We start from the raw sequence: 15,796 nt of genomic DNA on the forward strand, positions 1-15,796 counted from the left end.
CGCAATTCCTATTATTCGAGAGCGTCCAGGGGGATTTGAACCCCCGCTTCCGCCATGGCAAGGCAGCAGGCTACCGGGCTACATCATGGACGCCAATAGACGCGGGAGCCGGATTCGAACCGGCGTAGGACGGCTTATGAGACCGCGCTGGGACCAACTCCAGTCTATCCCGCAGTACCCTCGTGAGGAGTCGAACCTCATCTACGACCTTCGCAGGGTCGCGTGCCTCCGTCACACCCCGAGGATGGTTATTAAAAAGAGGGGAATCGGGGTCCCGGGTTCGGGAACTGTAGCAAAATTTTGGATCGTTCGGAAATTACCAGAGTAAGCGGCTTGACGCCAAAAGGTTTTTGAATCCGATTCAAAGGAACCTCGACCTCGTAGCCGCCGTCTGTATTATGAATCAGACGTGAAGAGTTTCGGGACTGTGGCGGAATGGCAGACGCTGTGGACTTAAAATCCACTGCTGGGTAACTGGCGTGCGGGTTCGAGTCCCGCCTGTCCCATCGGAAAGCTGTCAGCGATCAGCTTTCAGCAATCACTTCTGATCAATCAGCAATACGCGTAGATCCATCACGTTCGTTTCGGTGAGACCCGTTTTTAGAAGCCCGCCCGCTTTTTCAAAGAATTCATAAGAATTGTGCTGTCTCAAATACTCTTCGGCATGAATGGCAGCCGTTTCTTCATCCGCAAGGGCTCCGGCCGCGTCGGTAGGGCCATCCTCGCCGTCGGTACCGCCACTCAGCACGGTTAAGCCGCGAAGCGATTTCGCGAACGTTAGGGCGGCCAGAACGAACTCCTGATTCCGGCCACCTTTTCCCGAAGTCCCACGCAGGTCTACGGTGGTTTCGCCGCCACTGATCAGACAAGCCGGGCTGGGCAGCGGGAGGCCATTAATCTGAATGCTGCGAGCCAGACTTAAATGGACGCGAGCCAAGCCTTGCGTATCCCCTTCCAAAAAAGACCCAAGATTCAAAGTATGAAAGCCCATCCCCTGAGCGGTAATCGCCGCCGCGGCGAGTGCCTTTTGATTATTCCCGAGGATCACATTGCGAATTTCGGCCTGGGGCGCTTGCTGTTCCAGCCGTCCGCTTTTCGATTTCAACACTTCGATGACTCGCGGTGGAACCTGCTCGAGCAGTCCTTTTCGCGCGAGAATTTCCAGAGGACTGTTTTTCGCGGTTGTCGCATCGGGGAGATACGTTGGGCCGGAAGCGATGACATCCAAGGGATCGCCGATGACATCCGAGACGATCAGCGAGATGAGTAGTTTACCACGAAATCGCCGGGCGAGATTCCCGGCTTTGATATCGGAAAGCGGACTTCGCACGCCGTTGAGTTCTTCGATACTCGCCCCGCAAGAATGCAAAAGTTTGGTGACTTTTTGTTTGTCCTCGAGAGTAATTCCTGCTGTGGGTGCCGGCATGAGAGCGCTGCCACCGCCGGAGATCAGGCAGATCATCACATCATTCGGACCAGCTTGATCCGCCAAAAGAAGCATTTCCCGACTGCCGATGACCCCGGCTTCCGTGGGGTGATTACTGCCCATCGGCCGGGCCCCATGCAGCCGAATTTTTTGAAGCGGCCGAACTGATTCATTGGGAACGTTGACAATCCCCTCGACGCGGTTCAGAAACTTGCTGAGGTGAGCTTCCAGCGCTTCGGCCATGGCCGCGCCCGCTTTGCCACCTCCCACGACCAGGATTCGATCTGCGGCCTTCAACTCGTTGAAAAGAGTAGATTGGCTGGCGAAAAATTCATCGAACAGTCGAGACGGTTTAACCGCGTCCACTCCCGACTGCCATATCGCTTTCGCCTGTTCGCGAGATTTTTGACTCATTTGGCGGCCTCGTCTTCCTGGCCCCAGCGCGAGAAGAGGCGATGTTCCACTCCCAATTGATCAGCAATGCGACCGACCACAAAGTCAACCATGTCCGCTACCGTCTGAGGTTGGGTGTAATAGGCGGGCATGGCAGGTAGCACTACCGCACCGGCCTCTGCCACGGCCACCATGTTGCGAAGAGCAACCAGGCTTAAGGGGGTTTCGCGCGGTACTAAAATCAGCTTCCTTTTCTCTTTCAGATGCACCTCGGCGGCCCGATGAATCAGATTTTCCGAGATACCGTGGGCAATCGCGGCCAGAGTTCCCATACTGCAAGGGCAGATGACCATGCCTCCAGTGATGAAAGAACCGCTGGCGATGCCGGCCTGAAAGTTGCGGAAATTGTGATAATGCAGGTTGGCCTGCGGGACAATTTTTGCGACCGGACCCAGTAAAGCCTCGGCCGAGAAGTGGTTGAGGTCCAATTTGCGGCCGGCCTCGGCCTCCAGAACTTCGACGGCAGCGGGACTGACGGTCAGATGGACCGTTTTGCCCGCTTTCAAAAGAACTTCGAGGAGACGAACGCTATACGGGGAGCCACTCGCCCCGGTGATAGCGACTACGAGATCGTTGCTTGCCATGCCAGTATTGTAGTTTGGCTGCATTCTCAACGTCGAAGAATTACATTCTTGGAACTTGGAAAGCGTGAAATGACCAACCAGATACCTCGGATGGGTTGCAAATCACCCACACGCTTTATCTTAAAAAATGGAACATCTGAATTATGCGATTTATCTTTCCGTAAGAATCAAGCGAAAGCCGACACCTCGACCATGAAATTTTCTCGCATCATAGCTTCGGCTCGCCGATCTGCATTCATCGATGTTCCCAAATCCACCGGAGTTCCTTATCACCATGAAGTTACGCTGATCTGTATAAAAATTATCACACCACTGACCTATATTACCGCACACATCACAGAGCCCCCAGGGGTGAGGAATATCTTTTTCATGAGAACCAACCTCAGAAGTGTGGTCTATAGTAAGGGTTTGAGTGCCATAAGGCTCCAGTTTGCCACAATGCACTTTTTTGCCTTCTATGGAACTGCCAAAGTAGAAGTGCTGTTTATTGCCTTTTCCACCGCGACATGCATATTCCCATTGGTCCTCGTGAGGTAGAGCAAATAAGAGTTTTGCGCCAAATGCGGTAGAGATTTTTGAAAAATTCGATTCGTCGTTTAACTTTGCAATGAAATCCTGAGCATTCACCCACGACACATTTTCGACAGGAAATCTCCTTGTGTCACTGAGCCTATAGAACTCATTGTTGGGACTTGACGATGTAAAGATACTTGGATTTTTACCCATTATTGAAGTGTATTCTTCTTGGGTAATTGGATATTTTCCCATCCAAAAACCTTTCGTCTTAAATTTGCCCCTGACACTTTCAGATTCCAGATCCATCCATTTGGGACGTTTGCCATAAATTTTGCTGACTAAAAAATCTTGTTCCTCTTTAGTAGAACCCAATTGCGCTTCGCCAGCGGGGATCCAGCAAAACTTCATCTTTATGTTTTTAGAAATTTCGAATTCAATCTCTCGAACTGAATAGAAATTTAAAGATTCAATAGATTCGCACCTTAAATTCTGTCTAACAAAACATAGCGGTATAAAAGCTGCGAAAAGTACAATTTTTTGAATTTTCATTAGCAAGCTCTAGCATTCTCATATGTGCATACGAAGCTATTCTGAAAGCCATATATGGGGGCAGTGTTTCGATAATTTTGTGAGCTTGCCCCAGTTTTTTGAGAGACTCTTACTTTTTTCGAAGCCTACACATAAGTAATGATAAATTAAAAACTACTGATTAAAAGGTTTGATGGTGATTTCTTTGTCGGAAATTTTGAACTCTTTGACGGAGTTGATTTCTCGAAGATTAGAGGAGAGCAGCTTTGCGGTGGGTTTATTACCCTTCGTTTCTATCTCGAAGATTGCAATTTTCGATTCCCCAAATCTCCGATCCCCGACCGCACTCAACAACCACTTTCCATCCGGTATGGGGCTTTGGGCTCGTGCGTTGGGCACGGATAAAAAAACAACGATAAGAACTAGAGCGATTGTAAGGCACATAAAGCAATCTCCAGAGTTGCCGGGAGAGAGAGTTTCGATGAATATTAACTGAATTCTCAGCTCAAGAAAGCAAAAAATTTCGCAGTCAGGAGAGCTATCATCAGCGACTCAGAAACGGCCGGGCAGGTTTTTTTCATTCTCCAAAAGAAAAGGCGAGTGATTTACCGCCTTCAGCAGTGAATCACTCGCCTATATCTTGAAACGAGGAGAGATTTACTTCCTCGTCGTTTCCAATGTTGCCGAGGCGTGATCATCGAGCGGCAGTTCCACGGCCTGAAGCACCTTGCCCGTGTTGTCATCCTGAATGAATGCTATCACTTTGAGATCTTTCATATCCAGCGGACGGGTTTTATTAGCAAAGCTCGAACCGCCAGCAACGAAATCATCCAGGTATTTGGTAAGTCCCTGGCGAATGGTGCTGACATCCGCTTTTACTTCATGCTTGAAACTTTTCTCTTTGATTTCAAAGCCTGCAGCGCCACCCGGCATGGATCGAACGACCTGGTGATGGAAGCGCAGCTTGTTGCCGCCGACGTATTTGACGACATCCTCGACGACGAGGGTTCGAAGTTTCAGGCTTTCAGCAGGATCGACACCCGAAACATCCAGATTGATGGAAATCCCGCTTCCGGTGCGAACGGCATGGCCGGTCAGTTTGACGGGAGTCTTCTCTTCGAGAATTTCGTCGATGATATCGCGATACTGCTTGTACTTGCTCTCCGAATTAGCCATACCGCCGCCGCCACCGGCTTTGGATACCCCATTGAAAATGGTGGTTGGGGTGCCGCGCACTTTGTCGGCACCAATGGTCTTGCGGTAGTAATCCCAGCGAGCGATGGTGTCGGTGTTCGTCAGGGGATCGGGACCGGGGATGTGCATGTGGTACTGCACCAGAACCAGCTCGCTATGTTTATACGTTTTGTGCAAGGCGTCGAAAGCGACGTCGGCCGCCACACACGGCGGGCACTGGGCCCCGGTAAATAGTTCCATCATCACAACCTGATTGGCTTCGGAATTCTTCCGACCGCTGTAGGTCGCCGGCTTAAAGGGAGGCACCGTTGCGAGATATTCCTGATCCAGTAGGGTTTCAAGCTTGGTGAGGCGAGCTTCGATCTCGGCCAATTCCTGCTTTTTGCCATTGGATTCCAGGATGCTCTTGTACGTATCCAGAACGCTCACCTGAAATGAAGTTGGATCTTTATCCGACAGAGATTTGGTCAGTGGTACCGCAACTTCGAGAGCAAGCGTTTCGAGTCCTTTTTGGTTTGAAAGGGTATTCGCCAGTGAAAAAGTGGTAAATCGTTCGAAGAGACTCCCGTAGAGTTTCGATTCCGTCTGTATGATCTTCACCAGCTTTTCAGCTTCCGGCTTTTCCACTTTCCACTTGGTAGCGGACGTGAGCAATTGGTTGGCTGCGGTGGCTCCGGCCAGAGTGCTGGAAGATTCCTCTACCGTTTTACGAAGTAAACCGGGAACTTTTTCAGCAGCCTCCTTTTGGGCTTCTGCCAATTTCGTCTGCAATTCTTTTTTCTTTTCCGCGTCTTTTTCCGTACGAATTTGCTGTTGCAGCAGAATCGGTTTTACATTCAGATCCGTCACTTCTTTATAAGTCGCGGGCGGTACAGTCCGCGTGATAACTTCGTTGGCGGCAATGCGATCCATGTCGGTAGGGGCGAGTTTAGCGCGGCCATAACGGGATTCGTTGCCGTAGGCCCCCCGGATGGAACTTTTGTCCGCACCGATTTCGGCGTGAAACGTGAGTCCGTTACCAAAGGTGATGCGGATTTCCTTGTCGGTGATTTTGGAATCTTTGATGACAACCGTCTGCTTGCCAGGCAGCGCGAGTATCTTGGCCGTGGTTTTGTTATCCTTGGTTTCGATATCCAGGATCATCACTTTCGACTCGATCAGCGGGGAGCCGATCGAAGTTAAAAGCCACTTGCCATCGGGCAGTGGGGCTTCGGCCCGGGCACTGGAAGCCACTGCCAGTGCGAAGACGAATAAAAGTGCGAATCGCCGATACATGATTTATTCTCCAAAATGCAGTTGAGGGAGGTTATCTATGTGTTATTAAATTTGGTGAGAGTAATGGGGCGATTACGGCTCGTCCGGTATTCCTTCATTTTTTCTTAATGAATGGAAGACCGAGGCGGATTCAGCTCAATTTTGCAATCAGAGCTTGGAGGAAGGCGGGCAGATCATCCGGCTTTCGGCTGGTGATGATGTTCCCATCAACGACTACTTCCTCATCCACATAATGAGCTCCCGCATTGATCACATCATCCTTGATGGCAAAGAAACAGGTGGCCTTTTTCCCTTTTAGGGCATTGGTCGAACAAAGTACCCAGGGGCCGTGACAGATCGCGGCCAGCGGTTTCCCCTCATCTTGCAGAGCCTGAACAAACTGGATCATGGCCGGGACTCTCCGGATGTAATCCGGGGCGAATCCGCCCGGAAGCACGGCCGCGTGATAATCCTTCGAAGTGACGGCGGTGATGCTTTTATCGCTCTTCGCTGGATACCCCAGTTTGGAAGGGTAGGATTTGCCCGCTTCCGGACCAATCAGATGGACTTCCGCCCCCGCTTCGCGCAATCGATAGACCGGATACCAGACTTCCAACTCCTGATATTGCTGTTCGACCAGAACTGCAATTCGCTTGCCTTTGAGACTCATGTCGAATTCCTCTTTGTTTATTCAGAATATCAGAGGACTGCCCAGATTGCCGGGAGGTCTCTGTTTTCGCTGTCCTACTTTGTTGAATCGGAAAGCGGTTCCGGAGTCCATTCAAACTTCTAGCGAAGTCGTATTCGAGTTCTGGGGGAAATGGATAAAACAGTGCGTAGAATGGGAAGAATTAAATGGGGAAACTCCTCTCATACCTTACGCTTTAGAGGTGAAGTGAAAGCACTTTTCAGTCGGCCCATGGCCTGACTGGGACGGACCGATAGGGAATCAGTCTCCTGCGATTTCGGCCATCGAACCCTCGGACTTGACAGAAAATCTGATTACCCTTAAAAGCTGTCCCGCTGTGGGAAACCGCGCCTTTTCGTACTCCGTGCGGGGTTCGGCACGAGCGCACCCAAGGGATGGATGGGTTATGGGACAATTTCGCTGCGTTCTGGGCATTTGTGCTTTAGTGTGGACGCTTGGTTTGTTCCAAGGCGCACCTGCACTGAAAGCGGAAATACCTACCGGCAAAGAGGTGTCGCAAGTTTACGTCCAGGGTAATGCCCGTTACACGACGGAGCAGGTTCTCAGCCAAGTGTTGACCCGTCCCGGTCAGAAGTACAACCAGGTGACAGTCGACGACGATGTGCGAAAATTGCTATCGCGCGGTTGGTTCCAGGATGTCAAAGTTTATACCCAAATGACCAACGACGGAAAAGTAAACGTCTTTTTCCAGGTCGTCGAACTGAAAAATGTCATTCAGAAAATTGAGTACCGCGGTGCACAGCACTTAAGCGAAAAAGAACTCGAAACACTGACTGGCTTGCGTAAAGGCTCGCCGAACAGCCCCAACGCCAACCGTCTCGCTATCCAAAACATCGTTCGGAAGTACCAGGAGAATGGCCGTCCGTTTGCCAGCGTTCGTTTGATCGAAGGCGAAAAGACCGATGATACCCGGGTAATCTTTGATATCGTCGAAGGCCCGGTGGTGAAGATCGAATCGATCGGCGTGAAGTTCATCGGGACGCGCTCTGGAGATGTCAGCGAAGGTCGAATCAAAACTCAGATCAATAGCGGCACGCATTTTCTGCGGATTGGCGGCGAATACAACGCCATGACCGTGGAATCGGATGTAAACAAGATCAAAGAGTATTACAAGTCGCTCGGATACCTCGCTGCCCGAGTTTCGCGCGAGCTGGAATGGTCGTCCGACCAACGCTCGGTGAAGATTTACTTTGTGGTCGAAGAGGGGGTTCGTTACAAGGTAGGCCGGGTCCAGATCGAGGGCGTGAAAGCCTATGATCAAGCGAAAATCGAATCCCTCGCCGATCTCAAGCCAAACGAGAATTACAGTAAAGGCGTCGTCACGGCGGACATTAAGAGAATCGAGAATTACTACGGTTACGGTGGCCGTCCAGCAATCGTCCAGGAAGTTCCCAACGAAACTCAGCCGGGCGTCGTTGAAGTTCGCTACGTGGTTGAAGAAAAAGAGCCCGTGCGTGTGAAGGAAGTTCTGATTCGCGGAAACGAAGTTACTCGCGATAACGTCATCCGTCGGCAGATTCCGATTCTTCCCGGTCAGATTTTAAGTTACCCGGATATTCTCAAGGGGGAGCAGAACCTAGCTCGACTGGGGATTTTCGATGACGAACAGAAACCGAAGATTACCGTTCTCGATTCGGAAACCGGTCCGCCCGGATTCAAAGATATTCTGGTCGATGTGAAGGAAAAGCCGACCGGCCGGTTGATGTTCGGGGCGGGTGTGAACTCCGATGCGGGGATCACCGGTAGTATCGTGCTCAACGAGCAGAACTTCGACCCTTTCCGTCTACCGACCAGCTTTGAAGATATTCTCGAGGGCAGAGCCTTCCGAGGACGCGGCGAAGAATTCCGCCTGGAAGCGATGCCGGGTACTCAGACGCAGCGCTACTCCGCCAGCTGGCGCGAGCCTTATTTGATGGATGGTCCTTATAGTCTCGGTCTGAGCGCTTACTACTTCACCCGAACCTACACCGAATACACCGAAGATCGGCTGGGCGCCCGTGTGAACATCGGACGAAAACTCGACGATAATTGGTCCGTGAACGCGGCAGTTCGACTGGAAGATGTGAACGTCAAGGGAGTGCCCTGGTATGCTCCTATCGATGTTTCCAAATATCAGGGTCATAGCACGCTGATCGGCGAACGATTGGGCTTAACCTATGATTCGAGAGATTCTTATCTTCGACCGACCAAGGGTGAGATCATCAACGTCGGCTACGAACAGGTTGAAGGCACCTATACCTATGGGCTAGCCACGGCGGAAATGAGCAAGTACTTCACGCTTTACGAACGGGCGGATGGGAGCGGCCGACAGGTCTTGCAGGTACGAAGTCAGGTCGGCTTTGCCGGGAGCGATACGCCTATCTACGAACGATTTTACGCCGGGGGCTTCCAGAGCATCCGAGGTTTCCAATTCCGGGGTGTGGGTCCCCGAGTGGATGACTTCGCAGTGGGTGGAAATTTTTCGCTCATGAATAGCGTGGAATATCAGATTCCCGTCGCGGCCAGCGATAAGATCTACTTCGTCAGCTTCATCGACTCCGGTACTGTTGAGCGTAACGTCAGTATTCACGATTACCGCGTGACGGTGGGGGCCGGTCTGCGAATCTCGGTACCGCAGTTGTTTGGCCCGGTACCGCTGGCCCTCGACTTCGGTTTCCCAATCAATCAGAAGGATGGGGATAAGACTCAGGTCTTCAGCTTCTGGCTCGGCTTCTACAACTGATGTCGTTTAGTCTGGATCGATCAATTTCAGGGCAATTGTCTGCATATTGCCCTATCCTGAAAATTTGATTTGCGCGGGAGCAAATAGTCTTTACAATCGGTCGGTGCAAAGCCCCGATTGGAGACAGGCCTTGAAAACGCTGCTGATACTTCTTCTTTTTTCTTCCTCCCTCCACGCAGAGGATCAGCGAAAGCTGGAAATCGCCAAGCAGCCCGGCTACGTCCGCGCGGAGTTCATCTATGAATCCGCGCCGTTTCCGCAGTGTCACGCCTCCACTATCGTTGAAACTTCACAAGGGTTGGTCGCAGCCTGGTTCGGGGGAACTCGCGAGAAAAATCCCGATGTCTGTATCTGGCTCAGTCGTCAGGAGAACGGAAAGTGGACGGCTCCGGTACGCGTAGCCGATGGCATTCAGTCCGGGGGCAAACAACTCCCTTGCTGGAACCCAGTGTTATTCCAGCCGGAAAAAGGTCCGCTGATGCTCTTCTACAAGGTCGGGCCGAGCCCGGATACCTGGTGGGGAATGCTGAAGACCTCTACCGATTGTGGGATAACCTGGGGGGAGCCCCGTCGACTGCCGGAGGGCATTCTTGGGCCGATTAAAAATAAGCCGGTTCAGTTATCGAATGGTGATATTCTCTGCCCGACGAGCGATGAGACTAAAGGTTGGCGCGTCCATTTCGAGAGAAGTTCGGATGGCGGTAAAACCTGGAATGCCACCGAACCGGTGAACACCAAGTCCGAAGCAAGCATTATTCAACCCAGTATTCTGCTGCGGGGTAAAGATCAACTTTTGGCGGTCGGCCGTTCGCAACAGCGAAAAATTTTTCAGATCGCCTCCTCCGATAACGGATTGCACTGGGGCAAAGTCCGTTTTTTAGATTTGCCCAATCCGAATTCCGGTACGGATGCCGTTACGTTAAAAGATGGCCGGCAACTACTGGTTTATAATCATACGCCTCTTTCTCGGTCCCCTTTGAATGTCGCGGTTTCTGAGAATGGAGAAACCTGGAAGGCGGCTATGATCCTGGAAAACGACCCGTTTCGGGAATTCAGTTATCCGGCGGTCATCCAAACCCGCGATGGTCTGGTGCACATCACTTACACCTGGAAGCGTGAACGGGTGCGACATGTGGTGCTGGACCCGAATAAATTCGTCTTGAAGGAGTTCAAATCGGGAGTCTGGCCCGATTGATTGAGCGGAGGGGCGACGAGAAGCTTGGAGACTTGTAAGTTAGAGGAATCCCGAATACCGGAAGGAAATTGTAGCGTCCATGTCGTCACCTCGCGTGCTGGTTATTTTCAACGAGCCGGTCTTATCTCCCTATCATCCGGATTACGCATCGGAAGTGGACGTGTTGGATATTCGGGATGATGTGATATGGATTTTGGAAGAGGGGAATTTCCAAGTCGAGAGCGTGGGATTCTCCAAAGATCCTGCTGTGCTGCTGGATGCTTTGAAATCCTTCCGCCCGGATGCCGTATTCAACTTGTTTGAAGGACTGGCCAATCAGAATGCCACGGAAATTTCGTGTGCCGGCTTGCTCGAATGGATGAACGTCAGTTTTACCGGTTCGAGTGCTTCGGCGATCGCTTTAGGTCGCGATAAAGTCCGTACGAAATTCTTGCTGCAGGGGGCCGGTCTGCCCACGCCGCGATTTCAGGTGGTGGAGCTTAAGACGAAGATCACCTGGCCTTATAACTGGCCGGCGATGGTGAAGCCAATTACGCAGGATGCGAGCGTCGGTATTTCCCAAAAAAATGTCGTAACGAATGAGAAGGATCTGGCCGAGCAGGTCGAGCGAATTGGTACGGAGTATGGCGAACCGGTCCTAGTTGAGGAATACATAGACGGCCGCGAGTTTCACATCCATGTTCTCGAAGATTACGAAAGTGGCCGCGCGGCTTCGAAATTGTCTCTGACACCCTTAATCGAATTGCGCTTCGACTATAACAATTCCTCGGATCTTTGGCCGATCTACACATACAGTGCCAAATGGCTGGACGAATCGAAAGAGTTCAATTCCTCTTTTTTCGATTTGCCGGTTTATCTTGAGCCCAAGTTGATGGAGGAGATCCAGCGAGTCGCCCTGGGGGCCTTTCGCTGTATCGGATTGCGAGATTATTCCCGTCTCGATATCCGGCTTAGCGAAAAAGGAGTTCCCTACATCCTGGAAGTTAATCCGAATCCTTATCTTTTGAGTTATTTCTTCCAATTGACTTTGGAAGCGATGGGAAGATCGCTCCACGAACAAGTTCGGGATCTTGCCCGCAATGCCCTGTTTCGTGCGGGCCGTTTGACCGATTTACCCAGTCGCCCTTCCACGCATCTTTTATTACCTACAAAATCATATCGACAGGAATCGGAGAGTTGAAAAATGGCTTTTTCATTGCCGATCGTGAACTCTAAAACGGCGACCTTTGAATGCATTTTCGGGAGGGGTTGTGAAGGTCATTGCTGCAAAAATGGTCGCCCGAGCGTGACGCCTCAGGAAAAGAAGGTAATCGATTCGAAGCTTGAGGAAGTCCTGCCGCACCTGAGACCGGTGGCTCAAAAGTTGATTGAGAAGGACGGCTATCTCAGCAAGCGGACGAAACTGGGTGCTCCCATGTTGCGCGTGATCGAGGAGTATTGTGTATTTTTCAATAAGGGCTGTGTGTTGCACAAAATCGGAGCCCAGGATGGTGCTGCCTACCAATATAAGCCGATTCAGTGTGCTCTGTTTCCCCTAACTAAAGATGAAGACACGAACGAATGGTATATCCGGCAATGGGGATATGGGGGCGAACAGTGGGATCTGTTCTGTCTAAATCCGAAGGAATCGAAAAAAAAGGCGGTAGTCACACTCGCTGAGGAAATCGCGCTCGCGGAAGAGTGCGAAAAAAGTAGCCGCTAATCAATCGGCCGTGCAAAGACGGTAGAGGATTTCCGCCGCCTGTTCAACCTGCTTGAGCTCGATCCATTCGTCCTTGGTGTGTGCCTGGGCGATGTCGCCCGGGCCGAAAACGACACAGGGAATCCCGGCTTCGGCGATACTCGAACCATCAGTGCCAAAGGGCACCGCCAGTATCTCGTGCTTACCAGTCACGGAATTAATGGCCGAACCCAATCGCCGTAGGACTTCGTGATTATTCGTAGCTTTCAAAGCTGGGCAGGCGAGCCAGCTTGGTTCGATGATAAATGGAAAATCGATGACGGGATGCTGGATCAGGAATTTTTCGAGTTCTAGCGGAGCGTCTTCCGGCTTCTCTCCGGGAAGCAATCTTCGGTCGATTTCAATAGTGCAGAAGTCGGGAACCGTGTTGACGCTCACTCCACCTTGAATTTTCCCCACGCTAATGGTAGGTGTTCCCAGGCGAGGATCGGCTTCCAGTCGAGTGAGATGATCGGCATACTGCTCAATCACATTTAGGAGATGCCCCATCCGGTAAATGGCATTAACGCCTTCCTGCGGGTAAGAACTGTGGCAGGCTCGTCCCGGCACTTTGATGAGCCAGCGAACCACGCCTTTATGAGTATCTACTATTTGCAGATTAGTGGGTTCGGCACAGATTGCGAAATCGGCTTGGACCCCCCGACGAAGCAATTCCTGAACGCCGAGAAAAGTGTGCTCTTCATCGACGGTACAGGCTAGGATCACGTTGGCCGCCTGAGGTGGTTTCTCCCTATTCAGTCGATCCATCACAGCGAGCATCGATGCCATGCCGCCTTTGACATCGCAAGCTCCACGACCGAACAGTCTTCCGTCTCGAACCTCTCCCGCAAAAGGATCGATTGTCATTCCTTCAACTGGCACAGTGTCCTGATGAACTTCGAGGAGAATGGTCCGTTTGGCTTGGGGAGAGTGGTGCGAAATCAGGACGTTGTCGCGAAAAGGAGCAACGGGTTGCCGCGTGCATTCCATTTTGCGGCGTTTTGCCCATTTTTCCAAAAAGAGGCTCACCCTTCTCTCGAAGTGGAACGATTTCGTTTCCACTAAACCCATGGGATTTATGCTACTTCGTCGAACGAGTGCTCTCAGGAGTCTCGGTAACGGTAGAAAATCAGTCGTTTCGGGTGAGGAAGTCAACCTTGGGATCCATTTTGAGCCGCAAATTATTGTAAATCCTATGACCTAAGAATAACTCAAATTTCAATTTACGCCAAATATTCAGAGCTCAAGCCAAGAATTTCATGCTGCTGCTGGAATTTTTATTAAAAAAGACACATAATTTCAGTTGACTTTTAGGGTATCGATGTTTTATAACTATGAGAGTCGTCCTGCAGCCAAACCCCTTCATTTCGACTAGAGCTGCTTTGATGACATCAGGAGCAAACTGATGAAACCCGTTAAGTTTGCAATGATAGCACTGCTGTCATTGTTTGCCGTTGCGAGCCAGAACGCTCTCCACGCGCAAAGTGTTAATCTGAATAGCGTTCAAGTTATGGATCTTGATGATCCTGTTACTCCGGAACCAGGTCCATTCGGCCCTTCGTTCCCCCCCACGATTCCGGGTCCTGGGACACCATTGCCGCTTCCTACCGGTCCGACCTCTCCCTCAAACCCCTGTCCTCCGCAGTAATGTGTGAGATGTGGTAGTTGGAATCGAAGGATGCGATAAGTCGCATCCTTTTTCATTTGACCTTTCAATCAAGTCACATCCTTACGGACGGTTGCTGATTACCAGCACATTTTTGTCTTCGTAAAAATCGTAATGCTGGCTGACTAATCGAAATGGCCTGAGGAGGTCCTTCTCCAATTCCTTCCAGGTGTTCTCCGTCAAAATCAGATAGGATTCCCGCGGCGAATTCAAGAAACTGACTGCGTCCTCCAGATGTTCCAACTTTAGAATCTCCCGTTGGGTGTAGAAGACCGTCGTGGGCTTGAACCAGTAAATCGAGGCTATACGAATATCCCTTTCGCGTTGCCGGAGTTGGCTCTCTTCGACCAGAGCTCGCGGTGCTTTGTATTGGTCCATCTGTAAGATTGGAAAAGCCGCAAGACAGGTCATGAACCCCACGGCGCTCGTCGTAATACACATCAGAATTCGATTCCGGTTTCCGCGAAGCCAAAAGTAGTAACCCGCAATTGCACCCAGCAACGGGAACATTCCCACCCAGGCGCTTTTCTCGAGCCCAGGAAAAACGCGCATCTTTTTGATCGGTAGGGTGATGGCACCGCTGGCGATTAAAAGACCCGCTATGGTTATCAGACCGACCAGTAAAAGGGCACTCAACGCTACCGGCATCCCCCAGCTATAGCCCGCAATTTGCTGACTTCGCCAGCGTTCCACAAATCGTCCGCACACGATAGCCGTCGCTGGATAAAGGGGAAACACATAGTTCGGCAATTTGGTGGCCGCGATGGAGAAAACCGCGAGATAGACTGCAAACCAGGTCAACAACAATCGGTACGGAGCATAGTCGAGTTGGGAAGTTCGGCATTGTTTGACGGCTTCCCAAAATGCCAAGCCGAGGAAAATACTGCCTGGAGCGAAACCAATGATCAAGGCGATCAGATGAAAGAACGGATTACCGCTATGGTTTTCCATGGGCGTCGTGAATCGGGAAATATTTTCTCGACCGAAGAAGACTCGGAGAAATTCGCCGCGGGTTTCCACGCCGACCATCACATACCAGGGTAATGCCAGGAGCAGGAAAACCAAACTGGCTTGAATCAGCTTGCGATCCCATAGCCGCGAGAGTTGTTTGTTCCAACCCAGATAAACTAGGACCACCAGCCCAGGCAGACCCACTCCGATAGGCCCCTTCGTAAGGACCGCCAAGGCGCATGCGGCGGCCATCGGAATGAACCACCCTCGACCACCATTTTCTGAAAATCGCCAGAAACAATAGAAGGACAGGGTAGTGAAGAATACCAGGATAGAATCCGGGCTGGCCGTGTGGGAAAGTAGACAGAACTCGATGGCTGTCGTCAGGAGTAAACCGCTGATCAAACCCGTCATCGCATCGAACATGCGTCGACCCAGGAAGTAGGTGATAAACACCGTACCAAAACCGGCCAGGACGCTCGGTAGCCTTGCCGACCACTCGGAGATGCCAAAAAGCTTATAGGAGGCCATCTGCCACCAATAGAGCATCACCGGCTTGGCCGTGCGCAGTTCATAATTAAAAGTGGGCACAATCCAAGTGCCGGCCTCCAGCATTTCCCGGGCGGCTTCCGCATTAACACCTTCGTCGACATCCCACAGGCTATGCGTGCCGAGATTGGGGAATGTGCACAAAGCCATTACCGTCGTTAGGATCATTAAGTGCAATTTCGAAGATTGCGAAAATCGGTTCATCCTAAGCCTTGCAGAATGATCTTTCTGAAACCCATTACACCGCGTAATATAAGCGGTTCCAGTAAGTTGCGGAAGACCAACAGTCGGTGAAGAACGTACATTCAGGCGTCGGTTAGGATGTCTGA

The 15,796-nt window shown here is 51.2% G+C and carries 11 protein-coding genes and 3 tRNA genes; 5 read left to right on the plus strand and 9 right to left on the minus strand.

Annotated elements, in window-relative coordinates; translation table 11 throughout:
• Nucleotides 1–20: 20 nt before the first annotated feature.
• Together KIH39_RS02415 and KIH39_RS02420 are read right to left on the minus strand one after the other, a co-directional pair.
• Nucleotides 21–93, minus strand: a tRNA-Gly gene (locus KIH39_RS02415).
• A 6-nt stretch (nt 94–99) separates the two neighbouring features.
• Nucleotides 100–174: transfer RNA gene (locus KIH39_RS02420), tRNA-Met, on the minus strand.
• Between the two features lie 247 nt (nt 175–421).
• Between KIH39_RS02420 and KIH39_RS02425 the strand changes: the two genes are divergently transcribed.
• A tRNA-Leu gene (locus tag KIH39_RS02425) sits at nt 422–506 on the plus strand.
• Nucleotides 507–538: 32 nt separating this feature from the next.
• Here KIH39_RS02425 and KIH39_RS02430 read toward each other — a convergent pair.
• The 5 genes from KIH39_RS02430 to KIH39_RS02450 form a co-directional block, all read right to left on the minus strand.
• A complete protein-coding gene (locus tag KIH39_RS02430) occupies nt 539–1,840 on the minus strand; it encodes a glycerate kinase type-2 family protein (protein WP_213497685.1) in 1,302 nt (433 codons plus the stop codon).
• Nucleotides 1,837–2,463 (minus strand): UbiX family flavin prenyltransferase, encoded by a 627-nt coding sequence (locus KIH39_RS02435; RefSeq protein ID WP_213497686.1) that lies wholly within the window; start codon nt 2,461–2,463, stop codon nt 1,837–1,839. Before KIH39_RS02435 ends, KIH39_RS02430 begins: the two co-directional genes overlap by 4 nt.
• Before the next feature lie 150 nt (nt 2,464–2,613).
• On the minus strand, nt 2,614–3,528 hold the full coding sequence (locus KIH39_RS02440; RefSeq protein ID WP_213497687.1) for a formylglycine-generating enzyme family protein: 915 nt from the start codon (nt 3,526–3,528) through the stop codon (nt 2,614–2,616).
• Between the two features lie 636 nt (nt 3,529–4,164).
• Complete coding sequence (locus tag KIH39_RS02445) at nt 4,165–5,976, minus strand: hypothetical protein (protein WP_213497688.1); 1,812 nt, start codon at nt 5,974–5,976, stop codon at nt 4,165–4,167.
• 130 nt (nt 5,977–6,106) lie between these two features.
• Entirely contained in the window at nt 6,107–6,625 is a 519-nt protein-coding gene (locus KIH39_RS02450) for a type 1 glutamine amidotransferase domain-containing protein (RefSeq protein WP_213497689.1), read from the minus strand.
• Between the two features lie 424 nt (nt 6,626–7,049).
• Between KIH39_RS02450 and bamA the strand changes: the two genes are divergently transcribed.
• The 4 genes from bamA to KIH39_RS02470 all read left to right on the plus strand — a co-directional run bounded on the left by bamA (nt 7,050) and on the right by KIH39_RS02470 (nt 12,283).
• Nucleotides 7,050–9,386 (plus strand): outer membrane protein assembly factor BamA, encoded by a 2,337-nt coding sequence (bamA, locus tag KIH39_RS02455; protein ID WP_213497690.1) that lies wholly within the window; start codon nt 7,050–7,052, stop codon nt 9,384–9,386.
• A 130-nt stretch (nt 9,387–9,516) separates the two neighbouring features.
• Nucleotides 9,517–10,581, plus strand: a complete 1,065-nt coding sequence (locus tag KIH39_RS02460; protein WP_213497691.1) for a sialidase family protein — start codon at nt 9,517–9,519, stop codon at nt 10,579–10,581.
• 79 nt (nt 10,582–10,660) lie between these two features.
• Nucleotides 10,661–11,761, plus strand: coding sequence for a D-alanine--D-alanine ligase family protein (locus tag KIH39_RS02465; protein ID WP_213497692.1), 1,101 nt, complete (start codon nt 10,661–10,663; stop codon nt 11,759–11,761).
• Between the two features lie 3 nt (nt 11,762–11,764).
• On the plus strand, nt 11,765–12,283 hold the full coding sequence (locus KIH39_RS02470; RefSeq protein WP_213497693.1) for a YkgJ family cysteine cluster protein: 519 nt from the start codon (nt 11,765–11,767) through the stop codon (nt 12,281–12,283).
• On the opposite strand, the gene KIH39_RS02475 is transcribed toward KIH39_RS02470, so the two are convergent.
• Nucleotides 12,284–13,372 (minus strand): M20 family metallopeptidase, encoded by a 1,089-nt coding sequence (locus tag KIH39_RS02475; protein ID WP_213497694.1) that lies wholly within the window; start codon nt 13,370–13,372, stop codon nt 12,284–12,286.
• A gap of 658 nt (nt 13,373–14,030) precedes the next feature.
• Nucleotides 14,031–15,635, minus strand: a complete 1,605-nt coding sequence (locus KIH39_RS02480; RefSeq protein WP_213497695.1) for an ArnT family glycosyltransferase — start codon at nt 15,633–15,635, stop codon at nt 14,031–14,033.
• Nucleotides 15,636–15,796: the final 161 nt, after the last annotated feature.

It is taken from the genome of Telmatocola sphagniphila (assembly GCF_018398935.1).
Lineage (GTDB): Bacteria > Planctomycetota > Planctomycetia > Gemmatales > Gemmataceae > Telmatocola > Telmatocola sphagniphila.